Genomic DNA, 23269 nt, shown 5'->3' with positions numbered 1-23269 from the left:
GCGTGCTCGTTCAGGCGAGCGACCGGTCCATGATGGCCGAGGAGAGCGCCTCCACCGGGCCGGCCGCCGCCAACGGGTTCGCGAGCAGGGTGAAGTCGACGCCGCCCAGGGTCGGGAGTTCCAGCCGGTTGCTGAGCATGACGAGGTCGCTCGGGATCAGGCTGCGCGGGAAGACCGCGACACCGAGCCCGGCCCGCACCGCCGCGAGCACGCCGTTCACCTCACGGGTGCTGCAGGTGATCCGCCAGGTGCGCCCGGCGTCCTCCAGGGCGTCGATCGCCAGCTGCCGGGAGAGACTCGGGTCCTGATAGGCGATGAGGGGGACGGGCTGGCCCGGCTCGATCGTGGTCTTCTCGAGACCGACCCAGACCATCGAGTCGGTCCGCACGAGCTTGCCCTCGTTCTGGCCGGGGTGCATCTTGATGAAGATGAGGTCGAGGGCGCCCGCCTTCAGCCGACGGTAGAGCGGCCCGCTCTGGTTCACGGTGAGTTCGAGGTTCAGCTGCGGGTGACCCTGACGGAAGTGGCGCAGGATCCGGGGGAGCTGGGTCATCGCGAGGTCGTCGGCGGCCCCGAAGCGGAGGCGACCGCTCATCGCCGAGCCGGTGAAGTAGCTCTCCGCCGAGGCGTGTGCAGCGAGGATGGTGCGCGCGAACCCGGCCATCGCGTCACCGTTGTCGGTCAGGCGGACCGCTCTCGTGTCCCGGACGACGAGCCACCGGCCGGCAGCCTCCTCGAGCCGTCGGATCTGCTGACTGACCGTCGGCTGGCTCAACCCGAGCTGCGCGGCGGCGCGCGTGAAGTTCTTCGTCTCGGCGACGGCCAGGAAGGTGCGCAGCAGGGCGGGGTCGAACATGCGTGAGCCGATCATTCGGGAATCGAATAGGACTGATAGGGATCATCCTGCTCGGAAATGGTCGCGTCGGCAATAGCGTGGAAGGGAGCCGACGGCCTCCGCGGCTCCACCCATACGACACGCACTCGACATACGAAACGCTGGCCCTCTCCGTGACCCCTCCATCCGACACCGCCGTCGCTCCACCACCGCCCACCGCCCCCATGCCGATCGTGGGGGAGCGTCCCGCCTGGCGGGACACCTTCTCCTCGCTCCGCGTCCCGAACTTCCGACTCTTCACGATCGGGCACGTCGTCGCGACGACCGCGATCGGGATGCAGCGCATCGCGCAGGACTGGCTCGTCCTCGAGCTCTCCGGCAGCGTCGCCGCCGTCGGGATCACAGTCGCCATGCAGTTCGCGCCCATGCTGCTGTTCGGGCTGCTCGGCGGCGTGATCGCGGACCGCTACTCCAAGCGCGTGCTGCTCATGATCACGCAGTCGCTCGCCGCCGTCCTCGCGGTCGCGCTGTCGATCCTGACGCTCAGCGGCGCGGTCGAGGTGTGGCACATCTACGTCATCGCCTTCATGCTCGGTCTCGTCACCGTCGTCGACAACCCGGCGAGGCAGGTGTTCGTGAACGAGCTCGTGGGCCCGGCGAGACTGCGGAACGCCATCAGCCTCAACTCCGCCGTCTTCCAGCTCGGCCAGCTCGTCGGTCCGGCCGTCGGTGGTGTCCTCATCACCGCCGTCGGTTCCGGGTGGTCCTTCGCGATCAACGCCCTCGCCTGCTCCGGCGTCGTGCTCACCCTGGCGCTCATGCGTGTCTCGGAACTCGTCCCGACGCCGGTCGTCGCGAAGGCGAAGGGCCAGCTCAAGGAGGGACTCGGGTACGCCATGCGGAAGCCGGCCATCCGGTGGACGGTCATCATGGTCGCGTTCATGTCGGTGTTCGCGTTCAACCTGCCGGTCCTGCTCGCCGCCTACGCCTCGGACGTCTTCGACATCGGCGCGAGCGGCTACGGGTTCCTCAACGCCCTCGTCGCCGTCGGCGCGCTGACCGGTGCACTCGCGTCGACGCGGCGCGGGGGTGTGGACCTGCGCATCGTGATCGTCGCGGCGGCGGCGGTCGGCGTCCTGCAGGCGGCCGCCGGGGCGATGCCCGTGCTCCTCCCCTTCGCCCTCCTGCTCGTCGCGGGCGGGGTCGCGAACCTCCTCTTCATCACGGCGGCGAACTCACTCGTCCAGCTGTCGTCCAACATGGCGATCCGTGGCCGGGTGATGTCGCTGTACATCCTGGTGCTGCTCGGCGGACAGTCGATCGGCGGTCCGCTCATGGGGTGGCTCGTCGAGGTCGCCGGGGCACACGTGGGCATGATCGTTTCGGGTGGGGTCCCGGCGCTCGCCGCGGCGTGCATCGGCGTGCGGTTCCTCCTCCTGCGGCGTCGGAAGCGTCGCGCGGCCGAGGAGCGCCGGCGTCTCGCGGAGGCTGAGAAGAACCCCGGAAATCCGGGGTCCACAGCCGCGGATGTCCGATAGACTCGTCCGCACAATGGACGACCCTCCTTCAGACAGATCCCCCGGCCACCATCCCAGCCCCGTGCTGACCCGATCACGGGCGACGACCGCCCACCCGGGCGACGGAACCCCCACTCCGGCATCGACCGCTCAGCACGGACGGGATCGTCATGTCTGAGTGGATCATGCTCGGCGTCGGCCTCGTACTGACCATCGGGACGGGCTTCTTCGTCGCCTCCGAGTTCGCGCTCGTGAACCTCGACCGCGCCGACCTCGAGGCCCGCCGCGACCGTGGCGAGACCCGCCTGACGATGACGATCGCAGCGCTCAAGATCACCTCGACGCACCTGTCGAGCGCGCAGCTCGGGATCACCCTGACCACGCTCCTCACCGGGTACACCATGGAGCCGGCGCTGTCGTCGATGCTCGCCGGTCCACTCGGCTCCATCGGGATCCCCGAGGGCGTCGTCGCCGTCGTGGCGACGATCGTCGCGATCACCCTCGCCACGCTGCTCAGCATGATCATCGGCGAGCTCGTCCCGAAGAACTTCGCGCTCGCGCTGCCCCGACAGACGGCCAAGTTCGTCGTCCCGTTCCAGACGGCCTTCACCTGGGTGTTCAAGCCCGCCATCGTCGTCCTCAACGGCAGCGCCAACGGCTTGCTGCGGTCGATGGGCATCGAGCCCAAGGAGGAGCTGTCGGGAGCCCGGACGGCCGAGGAGCTGTCGTCCCTCGTGCGTCGATCGGCGCTCGAGGGCACACTCGAGGCCGACACCGCGACCCTGCTCAACCGCACCCTCCGCTTCTCGAGCCACGATGCGTCGGACGTCATGACGCCCAGGCCGCGCATCGCGTCGATCCAGCGCGGCGAACCCGCCCAGGCGGTGCTCGCCCTCGCGAGGTCGACCGGCCACTCGCGCTTCCCGGTCACCGATGCCGACGTCGACGACATCACCGGTGTCGTGCATGTGAAGCAGGCCATCGCGGTCCCGCGCGACCGACGCGGCGAGGTGCCCGTCTCGGCCCTGCAGTCGCCGGCCCTGCGCGTCCCCGAGACGATGAAGCTGGACGTACTGCTCTCGCAGCTGCGCGGACGCGGCTACCAGATGGCCGTCGTGGTCGACGAGTACGGCGGCACCGCCGGCGTGACCACCCTCGAGGACCTCGTCGAGGAACTCGTGGGCGAGGTCGCCGACGAGCACGACCGTTCGCGTGCCGGGGTGGTCCGCGGACGCGACTCCACGACCTTCCCGGGCAGCCTCCGTCCCGACGAGCTCCTCGAGCGCGCCGGCGTGCGTGTCCCCGAAGACGGTCCGTACGAGACGGTCGCGGGCTACGTCATGAGCGAACTCGGACGACTCGCGGTCTCAGGCGACGAGCTCGAGCTCGAGGACGGCACGCTCCGCGTGGAGCGACTCGACGGCCGACGGATCGATCGGATCCGATTCACCCCGAGACCCGTCGTGTCGGAGGACGGTGGTGACGCATGAGCGACTGGGCAGGAATCGCCTGGCTCGTGGTGCTGCTGCTCGCGAACGCCTTCTTCGTCGGCGCCGAGTTCGCGGTCATCTCCGCGCGTCGGTCGCAGATCGAACCCCTCGCCGAGCAGGGGAGCCGGAGCGCCAAGACCGCGCTGTGGGCCATGGAACACGCCACGCTCATGTTGGCGACGAGTCAGTTGGGCATCACCGTCTGCTCGCTGCTCATCCTGAACGTCTCCGAGCCGGCGATCCACCACCTGCTGGAGGTGCCGTTGGCGCTCACCGGCTGGCCCGAGGAGACAATCGGCACGGTGGCGTTCATCATCGCGCTGCTGCTCGTCTCCTACCTCCACGTGGTCTTCGGCGAGATGGTCCCGAAGAACCTCTCCTTCTCGATCCCGGATCGTGCGGTCCTGCTGCTCGCTCCGCCGCTCGTCTTCGTGGCGCGCGTCTTCCGTCCGATCATCGTGTCCCTCAACGCGACCGCGAACGCCGTCCTCCGTCTGTTCCGGGTGGAGCCGAAGAACGAGGCTGCCAGTGCCTTCACGCTCGACGAGGTGGCGACCATCGTCGACCAGTCCACCCGCGAGGGTGTGCTCACCGACTCGACGGGTGCGCTCGTGGCGGCGTTCGAGTTCACCGAGAAGAAGGTCCACGACGTGGCCCTGCCGCTCGGGAGCCTCATCACGCTGACGGAGGAGGCCACCCCCTCGGACGTGGAGCGCGCCGTCGCCAAGTACGGCTACTCCCGCTACGTGATCGTCGACGACGAGTCGGTGCCGATCGGCTACCTGCACCTGAAGGACGTCCTGCGGTACGACGACCTCGACGGCAGTGGCGACGAGGAGCGCCCGGTGCCCGCGAAGCACATCAGGCAGCTGGTGTCGGTGTTCGAGGACTCGGACGTCGAGGACGCGCTGACCACGATGCGCCGCTCGGGGGCACATGTCGCCCGGGTGTTCGACGAAGCGGGCGCCACCACCGGGGTCCTCTTCCTCGAGGACATCATCGAGGAGCTCGTCGGCGAGGTCCAGGACGCCACCCGGCGTCGCTGATCGGACGCCGGAGCACGGACACGACGACGGCCCGCACGCGATCGCGTGCGGGCCGTCGTCGTGTCGGGGTCGCGCTCAGGCGCGCGGCTTGGCCCGCTCGTACTGGCCCGGCCAGGCCACCTCCACACCGAGCTCGGTGGCGGCGCGCAACGCGAAGTGCGGATCACGGAGCGCCTCGCGGGCGACCATGACCGCCTCCGCCTGCCCGTCGGCGACGATGGCCGCGGCCTGCTGGGCGTCGGTGATGAGTCCGACGGCGCTCGTGTCGACACCCGTCGACCCGATGTGCGCCGCGAACGGGACCTGGTAGCCGGGGGACAGCGGGATGCGGACGCCGCCGACGGCTCCGCCGGTGGAGATGTCGAAGAAGTCGGCCCCGCGCTCGGCGCACCAGGCGGCGACGGTCGCGGTCTGGTGTTCGTCCCATCCGTCGTCCACCCAGTCCGTGGCCGAGAACCGGACGAACAACGGCAGACCGGACGGGAGGACCTCACGCACCGCATCGACGATCCGCAGGAGGAGCTTGGCCCGGTTCTCGAGCGAGCCGCCGTAGCCGTCCTCGCGGTGGTTGACGAGCGGGGAGAGGAACTGGTGCAGCAGGTAGCCGTGCGCGGCGTGGAGTTCGATCACCTGGAAGCCGGCGTCGACCGACCGGACGGCCGCCGCCCGGAAGTCGTCGACGACGCGGTCGATGCCCTCATCGTCGAGGGCTTCCGGCACCGCGTAGCCCGGGAAGGCCTCGGGCGACGGGGCGACGGTCGACCAGCCGCCGTCCTCGATCGGGACGCTGCCCTGACCGTCGGTGCCCCAGGGGGCGAACGTTGAGGCCTTCCGGCCGGCGTGCGCGAGCTGGATGCCGGGGACGGAACCCTGCTCGGTGATGAACGCGGTGATCCGTCGCCAGGCGTCGCGCTGTCCGTCGTTCCAGATGCCTGCGTCCTGGGGCGAGATCCGGCCCTCGGGGCTGATCGCCGCCGCCTCCGAGATGACGAGGCCGAAGCCGCCCGCCGCGAACTGGCCGAGGTGCACGAGGTGCCAGTCGGTCGGGACGCCGTCCTGGGCGGCGACGCTGTACTGGCACATCGGGGCGATCCACAGGCGGTTGGGGATGGTGAGGTCGCGGATGGTGATCGGATCGAACAGCTGGGGCACGGAACTCCTCGGGTCTCGGGGCGACGGGAGTCGCCACCCGGCCCAACGTTCCGGAATGCGTTCGGATTCCCGCCTGCAGGATGACCGACGATCGACGGCTCAGCGTCAGTCCGCCGCGACGACTGGCCTAGGGTGATGGCATGGCCGAACCGCGACTCTGGACCCCTGCCGACGCACGCGACTGGATCGCCGTGCCCGACGCCGAATCGGACAAGTACTCCCGGGGCGTCCTCGGCGTCGTGACCGGGTCGGAACGCTACCCGGGTGCCGCCGTGATCGGCGTCGAGGCGGCGATCCGCACCGGCGTCGGCATGGTCCGGTACCTCGGTGCGGACCGACCGGCGAACCTCGTGCTGCAGCGCCGCCCCGAGATCGTGACGGCGGAGGGGCGCGTGCAGGCGTGGCTCATCGGCTCCGGCATGGACCCCGGCAAGCTGACCCGAGAGGAGAGCTCCCTGCTCGACGCCGCCCTGCACGGGGGCGAGCCGGTCGTCGCCGATGCCGGTTCACTCCGTCGCGTCGCCGCAGGTGCCCACCAGCGGGCGTTCGGTGTCGACGAGTCGTGGCGCATCGTGGCCACGCCCCACGTCGGTGAACTGGCGACCATGTTGAGCGGCCTGGGGAGCCCGGCCGAGGTCGAGGCCATCCGTGCCGACCCGGTGTCGTACGCGGCCGACGTCGCCGCCCGCCTCGGCATCGTCGTGGTGCTGAAGGGCGGCACGACCCACGTGGTCGCGCCGGACGGCGACGCCATCACGGTCTCCGGCGGATCGCCGTGGCTCGCGACCGCCGGCACCGGCGACGCCCTCGCCGGGATCATCGGTGCGCTCGTCGCCACGAACGCCGAGCGCGTGCTCGCCGACCCCGGCTGCCTGGCGAGCGTCGCCGCCAGCGGGGTGCTGCTGCACGCGGCTGCCGGGGACGCCGCGGCGGCCGAGGGCCCGCTGGCCGCGCTCGACGTGGCCGAAGCGGTGCGCGGCGTCGTCGGTGGTCTCCTCCGCTGAACGATCGTTCATCGGTGGACGAAGGACAACTCCCAGAACGCTCATAGCTCGCCCATAGGGAAGCTCAGGACACTGGTGCCACCGCGGCGGAGACCTCGCCGCGGCGGCCGCCGCACCGCGGCCCACACATCGCCCGAGGAGATTGAACGATGCGCAACCCCACCACCACCCAGCCTCCCGTCCGCGCGCCACGCCTGTCCGTGGCGGCGAAGAAGACGACCTTCGCAGCCCTGACCGGCCTCACCCTCGTCGGCAGCCTGGCCGGTTGCTCGGCGGCCGACGCCGGCAGCTCGACCACGACCACGTCTCCCGAGACGAAGAGCACGGCGGCGCCGGAAGCGACCACCTCCACCGACGCTGCAGCGGGCTCCGGCGCCACCGACTACCAGGACGGCTCGTACACCGCGGACGGCAGCTACCAGTCGCCGAACGGCACCGAGTCGATCACGGTGACCGTCACGCTCGCCGAGGACAAGGTCACGGCGGTCGACGTCGTCTCGCACGCCGAGAGCGCGAACAGCAAGCGCTACCAGGCGGAGTTCATCTCCGGGATCGCAGCCGAGGTGGTCGGCAAGGACATCGACAGCCTCAAGGTCTCCAAGGTCGCCGGTTCCTCGCTCACGAGCGGCGGCTTCAACGCGGCCATCGACACGATCAAGACCGAAGCGAAGGGCTGAGCCGCGGGGCCGGACCGACGATGAGCGAGACGACACTGCGCTTCGAGGCGATCGGCACCGGATGGGAGCTCGACACGGCTCTCCCGCTCGCGCCTGAGACCGCTGAGGCCGTCGCCGCGTGCATCGACCGGTTCGACCGGACGTGGTCGAGGTTCCGGGACGACGCGTTCATCGCGCGGTTCGCCGCCGGCCCGGTCTCGACCGCCTTCCCCGACGACGCGCGCGAGGATGCGGTCGCACTGCTCGACACGTACCGTCGTCTGCACGATGCCACCGCCGGGGCCGTGACGCCGTTCATCGGCACCTCGCTCGAACGGCTCGGCTACGACGCCTCCTACTCGCTCGTCCCCCAGGGCCCGGCGGTCGCCGCCCCGCACTGGGACGACGTGGCCCGGTGGGACGGCGAGGTGCTCGAGACGAGCCTCCCGCTCGTGATCGACATCGGTGCGGCCGGCAAGGGGCGGCTCGTCGACCTCGTCGCGGACCTCCTCCGCAGCCACGGTCACGAGTCCTTCACGGTCGACGCCTCGGGCGACCTGCGTCACGAGCACGGGTCCCGCCCGGCGGACCCGCTCCGTATCGCGCTCGAGCATCCGTACGATCCCAGCAAGGCCATCGGGGTCGCGACGATCGACGACGGAGCCCTGTGCGCCTCCGCGACCAACCGTCGTGCCTGGGGCGACGGGCTCCACCACGTCATCGACGGCCGGACCGGCGAACCGACGAGGACCGTCGCGGCGACCTGGGTCACCGCCCCGGACGCGATGGTCGCCGACGGACTGGCCACCGCGCTGTTCTTCACCGATCACGAGACCCTGGCGGAGGCGTTCACCTTCGAGAGCGTCCGTATGTTCACGACCGGTCTCACCGACCGGTCCGTCGGGTTCCCCGGCGAACTCTTCACCTGAGTCACGCGCCACAGGGCCTGAGCCCGGACGGCACCATCTCCCAGAAAGCAGACCGCACATGAACGGCCGCACCGGCTCCTTCTTCGGCACCGTCCTCGGGCGGGTCACCATGTACCGCCTCGTGACGCTGTCACTCGGCACCCTCGCGATCTACGCCTTCGTGCTGTCGCTGTTCGGGCAGGTGTTCTACAAGCCGCTCGAGCTCCTCGCCACCCTGGCAACGCTGCTCGTCGTCGGCTACCTGACGAACCGCCTGTTCGGCGCGCTGTTCCAGGTGCAGCCGCACAGCGAGTCGTCCGTCATCACCTCCCTCCTGCTGTTCTTCATCCTGTGGCCGACGAGCGAGCCCACCGCGCTGGCCTGGATCGCCCTCGCCGCCACGGTCGCCTCGGCGTCGAAGTACCTGCTCGCGATCCGAGGCCGACACGTCCTCAACCCGGCGGCCATCGCCGCACTCGTGATGAGCGTGCTGGCGAGCTACGTCACCCTCCCCGGCGTGTCACCGTCGGTCTGGTGGGTCGCCAACCCGTGGCTGCTGCCCGGTGTCGTCATCCTCGGCGGACTCGTCCTCATCCGGACGAAGCGACTGACGATGGCACTCGTCTTCATCGTGCTCTCCTGGGCGCTCGTCACCGTCCGGCTCGTCACCGGCGGTCAAGAGCTGGGACCGGCACTGCTGGCCCCACTCACGTCGTACCCGATCCTCTTCCTCGCAGCGTTCATGCTCACCGAGCCGCTCACGCTTCCACCGCGGCGCTGGCAGCAGCTCGCCGAGGCGGCGATCGTCGCGGTGCTGTTCTCCATCCCGTTCATGCTCGGCCAGGTGGCGTCGACCCCCGAGCTCGCGCTCATCGTGGGCAACGTGCTGGCCTTCGCCGTCGCCCGTCGTCGGGGGATGCGACTGACGCTCGAAGGCACCCGCGCGCTCACCCCGACGGCGGTCGAGTACCGGTTCAGCTCGAAGCGCTCGATCCCGTTCGCGGCCGGCCAGTACCTCGAGCTGTCGTTGCCACACCGTGGGGCCGACGTCCGCGGTTCGAGGCGCGTCTTCAGTATCTCCTCGCCGCCCGACGACGACCGTACGATCCGCGTGGCCATGCGTGTGCCCGAGCGGGCCAGTAGCTTCAAGCGGGCGCTGAGCGCGCTGCCGGTCGGCGCGAGCCTCTCGGCGACCGGCGTGTGGGGCGACTTCGTCCTGCCGAAGGATGCGAGCAAGCCGATCCTGCTCATCGCCGCCGGGATCGGGATCACCCCGTTCGTCAGCCAGCTCTCCCGGCTGCACCTCCGTGCCGACCAGCGTGACGTCGTCCTCGTCTACGTCGTGTCCGACCCGCAGGAGCTCGCCTACGCGGCCGAGCTCGAGACCTGGGGGACACCGGTGCTCGTCGTGGGACCGACCGACGACGTCCGGCTGCCGGACGGCTGGCGTGGCCTCGGACCCGGGCGCCTCGACCACGAGCGCCTCGCCGAGGCCGTCCCCGACCTTGCCGAGCGGGAGGTCTTCATCTCCGGTCCGCCCGCGATGATCGAGGCCCTGAAGCCCGCCCTGCGCGGGATCGGCGTCGGACACGTCCGCACCGACGCCTTCAGCGGGTACTGATCAGCAGGCTCGCGGAGCCGACCCACTCGGGCGTCGAGCGAGTGGCGGACCGGTCCCATCGGCGGCACGAGCCTAGGATGGTCCACGTGATGCGGCGTTGGCTCCTCTGGTGCGGGTTCGGCCTCGTGCACCTCCTCGTCGGGTGGCTGTGCCTCGTGGCGGAGGGCCTCCCGCTCGGCGACGTCGTCCTCGTGTACCGGCCGTGGGTCGAACAGGCGACGTCCGGTGGCCCGATCCCCGCCATCGACCAGCCCTGGGTCTATCCGATCCTCGCGATCGTGCCGATGCTGATCCCGCTGCTGCTCGGCAGTGCCGGGTACGGCGTCGGCTGGCTCCTGCTGGTGACCGCGATGAACGCCGGGGCGTTCGCGGTCCTCCTCGGCAACGGCCACTCGCGCCCACGGCTGATCGCGGCATGGTGGTGGCTCGCGTTCCTCCTCCTGCTCGGACCGATCGCGCTCGCCCGGATCGACTCCGTGACCGTCCCCATCGCGATCGTCGGGCTCCTCTGGGTCGCCGGCCGCCCGCGGGTCGCCGCCGTCCTCCTGACGCTCGCCGCCTGGATGAAGATCTGGCCGGCGGCGCTGATCGGCGCGATCGTCCTGGCGCACCGCCATCGCGGTCAGGTCCTGGTCGCGGCGGCGGCGACGTCGGTCGTGGTCCTCGGGGTCGGCCTCGTGCTCGGCGGTGCGAACGCCGTCAGCTTCGTGACGGAGCAGACCGGACGTGGTCTCCAGATCGAGTCGCCCATCGGCAACGCCTACCTGTGGCTCGCCGTCCTGGGTGTCCCGCAGAGCTTCGTCTACTACGACCGCGACATCCTGACCTTCCAGGTGACGGGCCCGGGCGTCGACACGGCGATCGCCGTCATGACGCCGCTCCTCGGCCTCGCCGTCGCCGGTGCGGTGCTCCTCGGGGTGCTCGCGGTGCGGTCCGGACGCCCCCTCGTGCAGGTGCTCGCGCCGTTGTCGCTCCTCTTCGTCCTCACGCTCATCATCTTCAACAAGGTCGGGTCACCGCAGTTCGCGATGTGGTTGGCGGCACCGGTGATCCTCGGGATCGTCCTGCAGCGTCGGCGCTTCCTCGCGCCGGCCGTGCTCGCGCTGATGATCGCCGCGCTCACGCAGCTCGTCTACCCCTACCTGTACCTCTGGCTGCTCAACGTCGACCCGGTCCTCGTGACGGTGCTGACGGTCCGCAACCTCGCCTACCTGGTCCTCGCAGGCTGGGCCGTCCACGCGTTGTTCTCGCCGCACCACCACGACGAAGACGTCTCCTCGGCGTCCATCCTCGTCCCCGCTCGAACCCACAAGGAGTGACCATGCTCGTCGCCTTCTCCGTCGCCCCCAGCGGCACCGGCAACTCGGACGGTTCCGTCCACGACGCGGTCGCCGCGGCCGTGCGGATCGTCCGCGAGTCCGGCCTGCCCAACCGGACCGACTCCATGTTCACGACCATCGAGGGGGAGTGGGACGAGGTGTTCGCGGTCATCAAGGACGCCACCGAGGCGGTCGGCGCCTACGGCAGCCGGGTCTCGCTCGTCCTCAAGGCCGACATCCGTCCTGGCTACACGGGTGAGCTGACCGCCAAGCTCGACCGGCTCGACGCAGCGCTCGAGAACGACGGCTGAGCCCATCGGGCAGCGGTGGTCCGGTTTTGCCGCTCGGGGGACTCGAATCGATTCGAGGATTCCCGTACACTCGATCCATGCCCACCATCCTGGACGGGTCGACGCAGCTGTCGCCGACCCGCATTCGTCTTGCCATCCTCGCGCTCGCCGTCGGGGCCTTCGGCATCGGCACGACCGAGTTCGTGGCGATGGGTCTGCTGCCGAACATCGCGACCGACCTCCTGCCCGAGCTGGCCGCTCGCAGCCAGGAGCAGGCGAACGCGCAGGCCGCCTGGTTGATCACGGCCTACGCGCTCGGCGTCGTCGTCGGTGCGCCGACGATCGCCGCACTCGTCGCGCGATACCGGCGCAAGACCGTCCTGCTTTGGCTGGGCGTCGCGTTCACCGTCGGCACGCTCGCGTCCGCGGTCCTGCCGAGCTTCGGCCTCGTCCTCCTCGCACGGTTCGTCGCGGCGCTGCCGCACGGCGCCTACTTCGGCATGGCCGCCCTCGTCGCCGCGAGTCTCATGGGGCCCGGGAAGCGCGGCAAGGGCGTCGCGCTCGTCATGACCGGGCTGACGATCGCGAACGTCGTGGGCGTGCCGTTCGCGACCTGGGTGGGCCAGGAGTTCGGGTGGCGCTCCGCCTACCTCATCGTCACCGGCATCTTCGCGCTCGCGACCGTGACCATCTGGTTCGCCGTGCCGGTGCAGGCGGGCAACCCGCAGCAGACGATGCGTCGGGAGCTCCGTGTCTTCCGTCGCGGCCAGGTGTGGTTCGTGCTCGGGTTCGGGTCCATCGGGTTCGGCGGGCTCTTCGCCGTCTACAGCTATCTCGCGCCCCTCGTGACCGAGGTCGCGGGGGAGTCGGCGACACTCGTCCCGTGGGCGCTCGCGACCATGGGGGTCGGCATGACGATCGGCAACCTGGTCGGCGGGCATCTCGCGGACCGCGGGGTGAAGCGGGCCCTGATCGTCTTCTTCGCGCTCATGATCGTGGTCCTGACCGCCTTGGCACTCACCGCGACGTGGACCCCGACCATGTTCCTCTTCGTCTTCGCGGTCGGCTTCGCGTCGCAGGGCCTCGGTCCGGCGATCCAGACGAGGCTCATGGACGTCGCGGGTGACAGTCAGTCGCTCGCCGCCGCGCTCAACCACTCGGCGCTCAACATCGGCAACGCGCTCGGCGCCTTCCTCGGCGGTGTGGTCATCGCTGGTGGCCTCGGCTACCTCGCCCCGGTCTGGACCGGTGTGGGGCTGACCGTGATCGGCCTCGGAATCGTCATCACGAGCTTCACGGTCGAACGTCGGCAGCTCCGGCGCGAACTCCTGCGGGCGAACGACGCCGAGGAGCGTAGGATCGCGGACCGCAATCCGCCGACGGCACCGATCCCCGTCTGACCGATACCCGGCGCCCGTCCCGGCCCGTGGGGTGGGGTGCCAGCGCGGTGCGCTCGCACGAGCGCACCCCGCACGCGTGAGCGCGGGTCTCCGGAGATGCGCGCCGACGTCTCCGGGTAGCGCTCACGCCGAACAATGCGGTCTCGCGTCAGCGCACCGCGCTGGAACCGATACCCGCGCGCTCGCGTCGGCGCACCGCGCTGCTAGTCGACGATGATGCCGTCGAGGATCGCCCGCTTGCGCAGGGCGACCTTCGTGCCGACGTCGATGCCGGCGTTCCGGTACTTCTCGCGGATGCGCTTGAGGTAGCTCTTCGCGGTCTCGTCGGAGATGCCGAGGCTCTCGGCGACCATCTTCACGGGCTCACCCGCGGCGTACAGCGCCATGACGCGACGCTCCTGCGCGCTGAGGCGGGGGCCGGTCCCGGAGGCGCCGCTCGCCAGGGCGAGGTCGAGCTCGGGGGAGATGTAGGACTCACCGCGTGACGCCGCACGGAGGGCGTGCACGATGGTCTCGGCGTCCTCGCTCTTCGCGAGGTAGCCCAGGGCACCGGCGGCCAATGCCTCGCGGACGACCGCCGGGTCGCTGTAGGTGCTCATGAGGACGGTCGTGACGCCCGTGGTCTTCAGCGTCGCGAGCTTGACGGCGACCGGGACGTTGTCCTTGAGGTCGACGTCGAGCAGCAGGACGTCGACGGGGAAGGCGGGGTGCGTCAGCAGCTCCGGCCAGGACGGGGTCACGACGACGAGTTCGATGTCGTCGGCGACGCTCCTGATCCATTCGGTGAGCGCACCGAGCAGCATCCGGTGGTCATCGACGATGCCGACCCTGATGCGAGACTCCTGTGACGTCATTGACGTTCCCCTTTCCGCTGGCCCGCAGCAGGATTGTCGACGGTGCTGTCGATCTCGATCCTGATCCGGGATTTCTGGTACGTGTCCGTAGAGCTGCCCACGCGTCCGAGCGCTTCCCACACCGCGGGATCCACCTTGGCGCGTTGCACTCCGACCGCTTCGAGGACGATCGGGATGACGAGCGCACCAGATCGGCCCGGTCGTTCGGAGCGGTCGACCGGTCCGAGCGTCAGCACAGCTCTGGCACTCTGCGCATCTGCTTCCCCGAGGAGCAACCATACTGCAGAGAGCAGGCCATCCCGCTGATCCGTTGCGAGATACGTCGCAAGTCGCTCGGGGTCGCGCAGGGTCGCGCGGTCAGACAGCACGGACGACTCCTGGAACGCGTGCTCGAGCCAGGACTCCTTGCCCTCGGACATGAGATGACGTCGGAGCTCGGTCGCGAGACGGGAGGCGCGCGCGGCGAGCTCGGGGCTGAGCGGGAGGTCGACCGAGCCGTCGGCGACACCGACGAACAGCTCCTCCGCTTCGAGGTCGAGGGTGACGAGCTCCTCCGAGTCGAAGAACCCCAGTGCGTCTCGGACGCTCGCGACGGTGGAGGCGACCATGACCCGGTCGAGTTCGAGACGGACGATCCGCCGGTACTGGGAGACGATCGCGCAGGCGATGAGCGGCGGGACGACGGCGACCGCGGCGAAGAGCAACTCGGCCCCGAGTGTCGCGGTCTGGGTCCGCGTGACGGTGAGGATCGACCCCACGAGCATCAGCCCGAGCACCACGGTCGCGGCGGCGATGTCGCGGACCGGGCGGAGGGTGACGACCGCGGGCAGGACGCCGCCGACCGCCGCTGCCGCCGTCGGATAGACCCCTACGGCGTCGCGACTCCAGACGCTCGCGAGGTCGAGTGCGGCGACCACCACCAGCTGGATCAGGAGCGCGACGAACAGCCGGTCCGAGAGGTGGAACGCGGAACGGCGGAGCAGGAGGAAGGTCGACGCGATCGCCGCGGTGAGCAGCAGCCAGGCGACGACGCTGAGCAGTGGTCGCGGATAGTGGTGGACCGATCCGACGAATCGGATCGCGGCGTAGACGACGAGGATGAGGCCGGACACCGACAGTCCGATGCCGAGCTGTGTCGTTCCGAGTGACGAGCGCTGCCGGTCGATGGCGCGCCGATGGCGGTAGCGCCGGGTCGGCCCGGTGGCCTCAACGAGGGCGTCGACACTCATGCTTGCGGGACCTCCAGGATGACGGTCGTCCCGGCCCCCGGGGCGGAGAAGACGCGCGCCTGTCCACCGACCTCCTGGATGCGCGCGACGACCGATTCCGCGACGCCGAGGTGGCCGTCCGGCACGGCCGACGGATCGAACCCGGTGCCGGTGTCGGTGATGAGGAGTCGGGCGGTCAGCTCGTCGATCGAGACCGTGACGTCGGCCGAGTCGACGCCGGAGTGACGCCGGACGTTCTCCAGGCACTCCCCGAGCGCGAGGAGGAACGCCTCCCGCACACGTGGGTCGAGGTTCGCCTGTCCACCGCCGTAGACGTTGACCGTGAGGCCGAGCCCGGCGAACCGGTCCGTCACGGCCTCGATGCCCTCGTCGAGGGTGAAGTCGGCACCGCGCTGCAGGATGTACGAGCCGGAGGAGACGGGGCTGAGCTCCTCGCCGAGGCGGAGGCTGCGGAGCAGATGCGCGTCGTTCCCGGCCTGCGAGCGGAGGGCGGCGGCATCGACGCCTCGTCCGGAGTGGGCGAGCATGGTGAGGGTCGCGAGCGCGGTGTCGTGCAGGAGTCGTGCGTCCTGTCGTCGTTGCGACTCGGCCTGACTCGCGAGCCGCTCCGCGTTGTAGGCGCTGCCGATGGTGTCGACCCGACGGATGAGTCGGGGGATGCTCGTGTCGAGCCACCCGCCGAAGGCGCCGATCGCGATCCACACGACCGCGGTCAGGCCGATGGTCGGGATCGTGAGCGCGGTGGGCCCGGTGACGACGATGATCGTGACCGCCGTCACGACGAACGCGGTCAGGAGCAGCGGCCAGGTGCGCCGGAGCGGCACGAGTCGGGCCGCGACGGCGCCCATGCCGAGGGAGGTGATCGCGGCGATCGCGCTGGCGGAGCCGACCTGGCCGGTGTTCCCGTCGGACAGACCGATCACGATGACGACCCCGACACCGACCAGGAACACCAGCACCACCCACCGACGGCCGTCGTACTGCTCGGCGGCCACGTGGGTGAGCGCGAGGGCGGCGACGAGGACGAGGAGGACGGTGTACCGACCTCCCGAGACGACGCCCGGGACGCTGAGGATCATCGCGGCCGTGACGCACCCCGCGAGTCCGAAGAGACGCGTCGTGCGCAGCAGCAGCCGTCGCTGGGTCCTCGCCACCCGATCCATGCTCACGCTCCTCTGAGGAGTCACCTTATCGGGTGACACGACCGCCGCGGAACGGGTGTCGGACAGACGGGGCGCGGCTGTCAGACGGCGAGGAGCCGGCTGAGATGCGGGGCGACCAGCGCGTTCTCGATGAGGAAGCCGTCGTGTCCGAAGTCGGACCGGAGGACCGATGGTCGGGTGCCGTCGAGGTTGCCGGGGAGATGGAGCGCGATCTCCTCCTGCCCGCTGACCGGGAAGAGCCGGTCGCTGTCGATCCCGAGCACGAGCGATGGACCGGTGTAGGCCCGCAGCGCCGCCCCGACGCCGCCACGATCGCGTCCGACGTCGTGCGAGTTCATCGCCTCGACGAGGGTCACGTAGCTCCCGGCGTCGAAGCGTCGGGTGAACTTGTTGCCGTGGAAGTCGAGGTAGGACTCGACGGCGAAGCGTCCGCCGCGCCCGAGCGGGCTCACGCTCGACTGCCAGCTGCGCTCGAAACGGGCGTTCAACTCACCCGGGCTGCGGTAGTTGAGCAGGGCCATCCGGCGGGCGAGCGCGAGGCCGCGATGCGGGCCCTCACCGTCCGGGGCGTCGTAGTAGTCGCCGCCCTGGAAGTGGGGATCCGTGCGGACCGCTTCGAGCTGCACGAAGTTCAGGGAGATCTGGTCGGCCGTCGTGACCGGGGGTGCGGCGATCACGGCCAGTCGGTCGACGAGTTCGGGGTGGGTGGCGGCCCACTCGAGGGCGTGCATGCCGCCCATCGAGCCACCGATCACCGCGGCCCAGCGGTCGAGTCCGAGGTGGCCGAGCAGTCGGTGCTGGGCCTCGACCTGGTCGCGGATCGAGGTGTACGGGAACCGCGAACCCCACTCGACGCCGTCGGGCGCGAAGGAGGAGGGGCCGGTGCTGCCCTGGCAGCCGCCGATCATGTTCGGCGCGACGACGAACCAGCGGTCCGTGTCGACGGCGAGTCCCGGACCGACGATGCCGGCCCACCACCCGGCGGTCGCATGTCCGTTGCCGGCACCACCGAGGACGTGGCTGTCTCCGGTGAGCGCGTGGAGGATGAGGACCGCGTTGCCGCCGTCGTCGTCGAGCGTGCCCCAGGTCTCGTAGGCGAGTCTGGCGTGCGGGATGCTTCCGCCGTGTTCGAAGTCGAGGCGGCCGAGCGGGGCGAAGAGCCGGTCGCCTGGCCGGTCGCCGTCGCGCCAGGCGCCGCTCGAGGGCGGGTTCGCGAGCAGGGCGCCGACCTCGGCTTCGGTCACGAAGCGGGAGGGCACGCTGTCTTCCGGGGTCTGCCAGTCCATAGGTCTCCATTGTGGCGTGCCCTGGGGCGTCGACCGGCCGTGTTACGTCACCCGATCGGTCGAGGTCGGCGCGGTGCGCTGGCGCGAGTGCGCTCCCGTCGGCTCCGGCACGCCGCAACGGGCTCGCGTGACGGGGAACCGGCCCGAGTGCGCAACGAACGACGCGAGCGCGGGTCTCTGGAGACCCGCGCTCGCGGTTGTGGGGTGCGCTCGCGTCAGCGCACCGCGCTGGCGCAACCCGGGAAGGACACGTTGCGGGACGGACTCAGACCCGGGCGGCCTCGACGACCTGCTTCGCGGCGGTCAGACCGGCCTGGAGGTCGGCCGTGATGTCGTCGATGTTCTCGAGCCCCACCGAGAGCCGCACGAGCCCGGGCGTGACGCCGGCCGTGAGCTGCTGCTCCGGGGTGAGCTGCGAGTGCGTCGTCGACGCCGGGTGGATGACGAGCGAACGGACGTCGCCGATGTTCGCGAGGTGCGAGAACAACTGCAGGGAGTTCACGAAGGCGCGGCCGGCGTCGACCCCACCCTTCAGCTCGAAGGACAGGACCGCTCCGACACCCTTCGGGGCGTACTGGTTGGCCGCCGCGTACCAGGGGCTCGACGGCAGACCCGAGTAGTTGACGCTCGCGATGTCGGGGTGGGCGTCGAGCCATTCGGCGACCTGCTGGGCGTTCTGCACGTGGCGCTCGATGCGGAGGCTGAGTGTCTCGATGCCCTGGATGAGCTGCCAGGCGCTCGCCGGGGCGATGGCCGCACCCAGGTCGCGCAGGAGCTGCACGCGCGCCTTGATGATGTAGGCGAGCGAGTCGCCCACAGCGTCGGTGTAGACCGCGCCGTGGTACGAGGGGTCCGGCGTCGTGAGGCCCGGGAACTTGTCCGCGTGCCCGGTCCAGGAGAAGGTGCCGCCGTCGACGATGACTCCGCCGATGACCGTGCCGTGACCGCCGAGGAACTTCGTCGCCGAGTGGACGATGATGTCCGCTCCGTGCTCGAAGGGACGGATGAGGTACGGCGTGGCGATCGTGTTGTCGACGATCAGCGGGACGCCGGCCTCGTGCGCGACGTCGGCGACGAGGCGGATGTCGAGGATGTTGATCTTCGGGTTGCCGATGGTCTCCGCGAAGAACAGCTTCGTGTTCGGGCGCACCGCACGCCGCCACTCCTCGGCGTCGTCCTGGTTCTCCACGAAGGTGGTCTCGATGCCGAGCTTCGCGAGCGTGTACTTGAAGAGGTTGTACGTGCCGCCGTAGATCGACGAGGACGACACGATGTGGTCGCCCGCCTGCGCGATGTTGAGGACCGCCGAGGCCTCTGCTGCCTGCCCGGAGGCGAGGAGGAGGGCGCCGCTGCCACCCTCGAGCGCGGTCAGGCGCTCCTCGACGACGGCCTGCGTCGGGTTCTGGATGCGCGTGTAGATGTTGCCGAACTCCGCGAGGGCGAAGAGGTTCTTGGCGTGGTCGGCGTTGTCGAACACGTAGCTCGTCGTCTGGTAGATCGGCGTGGCCCGAGCCTTCGTGACCGGGTCGGGCGCAGCTCCGGAGTGGATCTGCTTCGTCTCGAACTTCCAGTCGTTCGTGGCATCGCTCATGGTGGATGGTCCCCTCTGCTCGGGTGGTCGGTGCTGCTCGGGTGATGGGTGCCGCCGGTGTGGCCGCTCGGTCCGACAGCGATGTCGCCGGGCGTGGCTCCGGGTGGTGCTCCGTCGTGACCCCGAGGCTACCGGCCCCACCTGCACGCGCCAACCACGCGGAAACACGGCGTAACGCCTCGGCCCGGTGGCTACCCTGGAGGCATGACGACGAGACGTGTGGTGGTGACCGGTGCGAGTTCAGGGATCGGGGAGGCGACCGCGAGGCGATTCGCCGCCGACGGCTGGGACGTCGTGGCGGTGGCCCGCCGAGCAGAGCGGCTCGAGGCGCTCGTCGCGGACATCGGCGGTACGGCGGTCGTCGCGGACCTGACCGTGCAGGCGGACGTCGACGCGGTCGCCGCCCGGGTGGAGGAGCTCGGCGGCGCCCAGGCGCTCGTCAACAACGCGGGCGGTGCCTTCGGCCTCGCGTCTGTCGAAGACGGCGACGCCGAGGACTGGCGGCGCATGTTCGACATCAACGTCCTCGGCACGAAGCGCGTGGTCCAGGCGCTCCTGCCGATCCTCCGCCGGAGCATCCCGGAGGGTGGTGCCGCCACCATCGTCGGTGTCACCTCGATCGCGGGCCACGTCGCCTACGTGGGTGGCGGCGGGTACAACGCGGCGAAGTTCGCCGAGCGCGCGCTCTTCGAGGTGCTCCGGCTCGAGCTCAACGGCGAACCGATCCGGGTGATCGAGGTGGCGCCGGGCATGGTCCACACGGAGGAGTTCTCGCTCGTGCGCTTCGGTGGCGACCAGGACCGCGCCGACGCCGTCTACGAGGACGTGCCGGATCCGCTCTCGGCCGACGACGTCGCCGAGGCCATCGTCCACGCGACCTCCCTGCCGCCGCACGTCAACCTCGACCTCATCACGATCAAGCCGGTCGCCCAGGCCGCCCCGTACCGCCTGGCGAAGGGGCCGTTGCGCGTCGCGGAGTAGCCCTTCGACAGGCTCAGGGACCGGTTGGGGCTCAGGGACCGGTTGCGGTCAGGGACGGGTCGGGAGGTCAGTGACCGGTCGGGTGCTCGTCAGCGGGATCGATGCGTGGCCCGGGTTCCGCGTCGACCGGGGCCGCGTCCGCGAAGGCGAGTTTCGGGACGAAGCAGAGCAGGACGGCGGCGACGAGCGCACCCGCCCCGCAGATCGCCCAGACCGTGAGGTAGCCGGACAGGCTCGACGCCCCGGCCGTGACGGCCTGCGCGGCGCCGGCGAACAGCACCACGCCGAAGACGGCCGAGGCGAAGGAGCCACCGATCGTCTTCGTCGTGTTGGTCAGTGCCGACGCGACGCCCGTCTGCCCGCGAGGTGCCGCGGCCGCGGCCGCGGCCGGCATGGCTCCGACGAGGGCACCGGAGCCGAGCCCCGCGATCGCCATGTTCAGGAAGACCTGCCACGTCTCGAGGTGGAACGGGAGGAACAGCAGGTACCCGACCGCGACGAGTGAGGCGGCGATGATGAGCGCGATCCGAGGCGTCGCCCAGCGCGACACGAGTGGGAACAGGAGCGCACCGACGATCATCGAGATCAGGTAGGCGCCGATGAGCGTGGAGATGTCGCCGGCGTCGAGCCCGAGTCCGTATCCGTTCTCCCGAGGTGTCCCCGCATAGGTGCTGAGCGGGGCCTGGGCGCCGAGCAGGCTGATCCCGATGAGCCCGGCGGTCAGTTGCACCGGCCACATGTTGGGTTGCCGGAGCACCCGGAGGTCGATCGCCGGGTCGGGCTGCCGCAGTTCATGTCGCCCGAACGGCAGGAACGCGAGCACGCCGATCGCGATGAGCCCCCACACCCACCACGTCTGCGGACCGTTGAGTCGCAGGAAGGTGAGCCCAGAGGTGATGAGCAGGAGCGCGAGGCTGAGGAGTACGAAGCCCGCGAGGTCCAAAGTCCTGCCCGGCAGGGGTTCGGACTCGGGGACGCCGAACAGGATGGCGAAGAAGACGAGGGTCACCGCGACGGCCGGCAGCATCATCGTGAGTGGGATGTCGCCGCCGAGGGCGGTGAGGATGCGTCCGCTCGACAGCGCACCGATGATGGCGCCGGCCTCGAGCGCCACGACGAGCAGGCCGGCGGCCCGGCGGGTCTGCGAGGCCCCGGTTCCGGAGCGACGGCCCCGCTCGAAGATGAGTGCGATCTCGAGTGGCAGCCACACGACGTAGAAGCCCTGCAGTGCCCAGGCCGCGAGGAACGACCAGAAGTCCCCGGCGAGGACGAGCCACCAGCTGGCGCCGGCCGTCAACACGGTGGAGACGAGGAGGACCCGCTTGTGCCCGAACATGTCGCCGAGCTTCGCGAGGATGGGGACGACGAGCGCCGACAACAGCAGTTGCGCGGCCTCGAACCAGTTGAAGTCCGCGTCGTGGATGCCCAGGTGCTCGACAAGGTCCGGGATGAGCGGGACGTAGTAGCCCTGCAGGACGCCGCTCGTGATCTCGACGAGGAACAACCAGCCGATGAGTCCTGCGGTGATGCCGGCTGCCGACCCACGGATCGACGTCCGCCATCCGGTCGCCGAGGCTCCGCCGGTCGTCGTGCTGTCTCGCGCCATGTGGGGATGGTACAGGCGGCCCGGCCGGCAGGATAGCGTTGGAGGATGTCGACCGAGAACCCCAGCGCAGCGTCCCCGGAGCGAGAGGTCCTCGACTGGCCCACGTTCGGTGACGCGGCCCGCGAACTGTCCAGTGCGATCGTCGCGAGCGGGTTCCGGCCCGACTCCGTCGTCGCGATCGCGCGCGGTGGGCTCCTGCTCGCCGGTGCCATCGCCTACGCCCTCGACGTGAAGGCGTGCGGCGCGCTGAACGTCGAGTTCTACACCGGGGTCGACGCGCGTCTCCCCGAGCCCGTCGTGCTCCCGCCGCTGCTCGACGTGGCCGGGTTGCCGGGGAGCCGGGTGCTGCTCGTCGACGACGTGTCCGACTCGGGTCGCACGCTCGCGATGGTGCTGGAACTCATGCAGGCGAGCGGTGCGGAGGTCCGCACGGTGACGCTGTACGAGAAGCCGCAGACGGTGCTCCGCCCCGACTACGTGTGGAAGCGTGTCGACCGCTGGATCTCCTTCCCCTGGTCGACGCTGCCGACGATCACGGCCTGATCGTCCCCGCCTGATCCGGGGTGCCGGGTAGGGTCTCAGGGTGAGTGTTTTCCTCCTCGGCGGTCCGGCCGCCCCAGAGACCGAGTCGACCGTCTACGCAGCGTTCATCGCCGAGGCGGCCGCGCTCGCGGTCGTCGCCGGTCGGTTGGCCCCGCGCATCGCGATCGTCGTCGTGCACGACGGTGACGGGCTCGAGCAGTCCGCCGCCCTGGAACGTGCCGTCGCACGCTCCGGTGAGATCGAGGCGATCCGCGTGGTCGTCCGCGAGGGCGGCGTGGTCGCGCAGGCTCAGCTGGCCGAGGTCGACGGGATCGTCGTCGGCGGCGGACTGCCCTCGGCCTACGCGGAGGCGGTCGCGCCGGTCGCCACCGACATCCGACGCCTCGTCGCGTCCGGTCTGCCCTACCTCGGCATCTCGGCCGGCGCGATGATCGCCGCCGAGCACGCGATCATCGGCGGATGGCGTGTCGGCGAGGTCCCCGTGAGCCCCGAGGCGGCGTCCGAGGAACTCGACGAGGTCACGATCGGCGACGGTCTCGGGCTCGTCGACATCGCGGTCGAGGCGCATGCCGCACAGTGGGGCACCCTCGGGCGGCTCGTCGCCGCGACGGAGGCCGGGGTCGTCGACGGCGGGGTCGCGATCGACGAGAACACGGCGCTCGTCGTCGGGCAGGGGGCGCTCTCCGTCCTCGGTGGCGGCAGTGTCTGGCAGGTCTTCACCGCCGAGCACGGGGTCGTCGTCCGCACGATCGGTGCCGAGCAGCCGCAGCAGCAGTAG

General features: G+C 70.4%; 21 protein-coding genes. 13 read left to right on the top strand and 8 right to left on the bottom strand.

What is annotated here, in order from left to right; genetic code table 11:
• Nucleotides 1–10 precede the first annotated feature (10 nt).
• Nucleotides 11–856, bottom strand: a complete 846-nt coding sequence (locus EAO79_RS16450; RefSeq protein ID WP_124770211.1) for a LysR substrate-binding domain-containing protein — start codon at nucleotides 854–856, stop codon at nucleotides 11–13.
• Nucleotides 857–1059: 203 nt separating this feature from the next.
• Here EAO79_RS16450 and EAO79_RS16445 point away from each other — a divergent pair, with 203 nt between their 5' ends.
• The 3 genes from EAO79_RS16445 to EAO79_RS16435 all read left to right on the top strand — a co-directional run bounded on the left by EAO79_RS16445 (nucleotide 1060) and on the right by EAO79_RS16435 (nucleotide 4888).
• Nucleotides 1060–2373: an MFS transporter gene (locus tag EAO79_RS16445; protein ID WP_124770210.1), complete on the top strand. Its 1314-nt coding sequence runs from the start codon at nucleotides 1060–1062 to the stop codon at nucleotides 2371–2373.
• 149 nt (nucleotides 2374–2522) lie between these two features.
• Nucleotides 2523–3842, top strand: coding sequence for a hemolysin family protein (locus EAO79_RS16440; RefSeq protein WP_124769627.1), 1320 nt, complete (start codon nucleotides 2523–2525; stop codon nucleotides 3840–3842).
• On the top strand, nucleotides 3839–4888 hold the full coding sequence (locus EAO79_RS16435; protein WP_064295254.1) for a hemolysin family protein: 1050 nt from the start codon (nucleotides 3839–3841) through the stop codon (nucleotides 4886–4888). Before EAO79_RS16440 ends, EAO79_RS16435 begins: the two co-directional genes overlap by 4 nt.
• A 75-nt stretch (nucleotides 4889–4963) precedes the next feature.
• On the opposite strand, the gene EAO79_RS16430 is transcribed toward EAO79_RS16435, so the two are convergent.
• Nucleotides 4964–6040, bottom strand: coding sequence for an NADH:flavin oxidoreductase/NADH oxidase (locus tag EAO79_RS16430; RefSeq protein ID WP_124769626.1), 1077 nt, complete (start codon nucleotides 6038–6040; stop codon nucleotides 4964–4966).
• 140 nt (nucleotides 6041–6180) lie between these two features.
• Between EAO79_RS16430 and EAO79_RS16425 the strand changes: the two genes are divergently transcribed.
• From EAO79_RS16425 to EAO79_RS16395, 7 genes are all read left to right on the top strand, one after another.
• Nucleotides 6181–7044, top strand: a complete 864-nt coding sequence (locus EAO79_RS16425) for an ADP/ATP-dependent (S)-NAD(P)H-hydrate dehydratase (protein WP_124769625.1) — start codon at nucleotides 6181–6183, stop codon at nucleotides 7042–7044.
• Between the two features lie 149 nt (nucleotides 7045–7193).
• Nucleotides 7194–7721 carry an FMN-binding protein gene (locus EAO79_RS16420; RefSeq protein WP_124769624.1) on the top strand — a complete coding sequence of 176 codons (528 nt, stop codon included), beginning with the start codon at nucleotides 7194–7196 and terminating at the stop codon, nucleotides 7719–7721.
• 20 nt (nucleotides 7722–7741) lie between these two features.
• Nucleotides 7742–8629 (top strand): FAD:protein FMN transferase, encoded by an 888-nt coding sequence (locus EAO79_RS16415; protein ID WP_124769623.1) that lies wholly within the window; start codon nucleotides 7742–7744, stop codon nucleotides 8627–8629.
• Nucleotides 8630–8687: 58 nt separating this feature from the next.
• The gene (locus tag EAO79_RS16410) at nucleotides 8688–10229 is read left to right on the top strand and encodes an FAD-dependent oxidoreductase (RefSeq protein ID WP_124769622.1); all 1542 of its coding nucleotides are present in this window, start codon (nucleotides 8688–8690) and stop codon (nucleotides 10227–10229) included.
• A gap of 89 nt (nucleotides 10230–10318) precedes the next feature.
• Nucleotides 10319–11548 (top strand): glycosyltransferase 87 family protein, encoded by a 1230-nt coding sequence (locus EAO79_RS16405; RefSeq protein WP_241160914.1) that lies wholly within the window; start codon nucleotides 10319–10321, stop codon nucleotides 11546–11548.
• A 2-nt stretch (nucleotides 11549–11550) separates the two neighbouring features.
• Nucleotides 11551–11859: a thiamine-binding protein gene (locus EAO79_RS16400; protein WP_064295260.1), complete on the top strand. Its 309-nt coding sequence runs from the start codon at nucleotides 11551–11553 to the stop codon at nucleotides 11857–11859.
• Nucleotides 11860–11936: 77 nt separating this feature from the next.
• On the top strand, nucleotides 11937–13238 hold the full coding sequence (locus tag EAO79_RS16395; RefSeq protein WP_124769621.1) for an MFS transporter: 1302 nt from the start codon (nucleotides 11937–11939) through the stop codon (nucleotides 13236–13238).
• Between the two features lie 203 nt (nucleotides 13239–13441).
• On the opposite strand, the gene EAO79_RS16390 is transcribed toward EAO79_RS16395, so the two are convergent.
• The 5 genes from EAO79_RS16390 to EAO79_RS16370 all read right to left on the bottom strand — a co-directional run bounded on the left by EAO79_RS16390 (nucleotide 13442) and on the right by EAO79_RS16370 (nucleotide 19361).
• Entirely contained in the window at nucleotides 13442–14092 is a 651-nt protein-coding gene (locus EAO79_RS16390) for a response regulator transcription factor (RefSeq protein ID WP_056012577.1), read from the bottom strand.
• Complete coding sequence (locus tag EAO79_RS16385; protein ID WP_124769620.1) at nucleotides 14089–15321, bottom strand: hypothetical protein; 1233 nt, start codon at nucleotides 15319–15321, stop codon at nucleotides 14089–14091. Before EAO79_RS16385 ends, EAO79_RS16390 begins: the two co-directional genes overlap by 4 nt.
• Nucleotides 15318–16484, bottom strand: a complete 1167-nt coding sequence (locus tag EAO79_RS16380; protein WP_124769619.1) for a sensor histidine kinase — start codon at nucleotides 16482–16484, stop codon at nucleotides 15318–15320. Before EAO79_RS16380 ends, EAO79_RS16385 begins: the two co-directional genes overlap by 4 nt.
• Before the next feature lie 80 nt (nucleotides 16485–16564).
• Nucleotides 16565–17770 carry a homoserine O-acetyltransferase gene (locus tag EAO79_RS16375; protein ID WP_124769618.1) on the bottom strand — a complete coding sequence of 402 codons (1206 nt, stop codon included), beginning with the start codon at nucleotides 17768–17770 and terminating at the stop codon, nucleotides 16565–16567.
• A gap of 265 nt (nucleotides 17771–18035) precedes the next feature.
• Nucleotides 18036–19361 (bottom strand): bifunctional o-acetylhomoserine/o-acetylserine sulfhydrylase, encoded by a 1326-nt coding sequence (locus EAO79_RS16370; RefSeq protein ID WP_079707226.1) that lies wholly within the window; start codon nucleotides 19359–19361, stop codon nucleotides 18036–18038.
• A gap of 204 nt (nucleotides 19362–19565) precedes the next feature.
• On the opposite strand from EAO79_RS16370, the gene EAO79_RS16365 reads away from it, so the two are divergent.
• Nucleotides 19566–20342, top strand: coding sequence for an SDR family oxidoreductase (locus tag EAO79_RS16365; protein ID WP_206428246.1), 777 nt, complete (start codon nucleotides 19566–19568; stop codon nucleotides 20340–20342).
• A 67-nt stretch (nucleotides 20343–20409) separates the two neighbouring features.
• On the opposite strand, the gene EAO79_RS16360 is transcribed toward EAO79_RS16365, so the two are convergent.
• A complete protein-coding gene (locus EAO79_RS16360) occupies nucleotides 20410–21948 on the bottom strand; it encodes an MFS transporter (protein ID WP_124769617.1) in 1539 nt (512 codons plus the stop codon).
• Nucleotides 21949–21993: 45 nt separating this feature from the next.
• Between EAO79_RS16360 and EAO79_RS16355 the strand changes: the two genes are divergently transcribed.
• The gene (locus tag EAO79_RS16355; RefSeq protein ID WP_071262460.1) at nucleotides 21994–22491 is read left to right on the top strand and encodes a phosphoribosyltransferase; all 498 of its coding nucleotides are present in this window, start codon (nucleotides 21994–21996) and stop codon (nucleotides 22489–22491) included.
• Nucleotides 22492–22531: 40 nt separating this feature from the next.
• Nucleotides 22532–23269, top strand: coding sequence for a Type 1 glutamine amidotransferase-like domain-containing protein (locus EAO79_RS16350; RefSeq protein ID WP_064295268.1), 738 nt, complete (start codon nucleotides 22532–22534; stop codon nucleotides 23267–23269).

The organism is Plantibacter sp. PA-3-X8 (assembly GCF_003856975.1).
Lineage (GTDB): Bacteria > Actinomycetota > Actinomycetes > Actinomycetales > Microbacteriaceae > Plantibacter > Plantibacter auratus.
This window is presented reverse-complemented; position numbering and strand designations above follow the sequence as displayed.